General features: G+C 70.0%; 1 protein-coding gene. It reads left to right on the plus strand.

Features of this window, described 5'->3' with window-relative positions; all coding sequences use genetic code 11:
• The coding region (locus AAEY78_RS14780) for a BcsE family c-di-GMP-binding protein (protein WP_352340230.1) at positions 1–240 on the plus strand (240 nt) is incomplete at both ends.

The following is a 240-nucleotide window of genomic DNA, read 5'->3' on the forward strand; positions in this document are numbered from 1 at the left end:
GCTCACGCTGTTGCCGGGCGTGTCGCACGTCGATGCGTTGCGGCACTGCCGGCCGCGTCGCGCGGGCGACGTCGTGACGGCCGATGCGGCGCACCTGTTCGTGTTCCTGTTCGCGTGCGAGCCGGTCGACGCCGACGATGCGCTCGCGCGGATTTTCGACGTGCCGGTCGATACGCTGTCCGACCGCGTCGTGTGCCTCGGGCAGGGCAGCATCGATACCGAGCTCGAGACGCTGAAGGC

Source organism: Psychrobacter sp. 16-MNA-CIBAN-0192 (assembly GCF_040309565.1).
Classification (GTDB): Bacteria; Pseudomonadota; Gammaproteobacteria; order Pseudomonadales; family Moraxellaceae; genus Psychrobacter.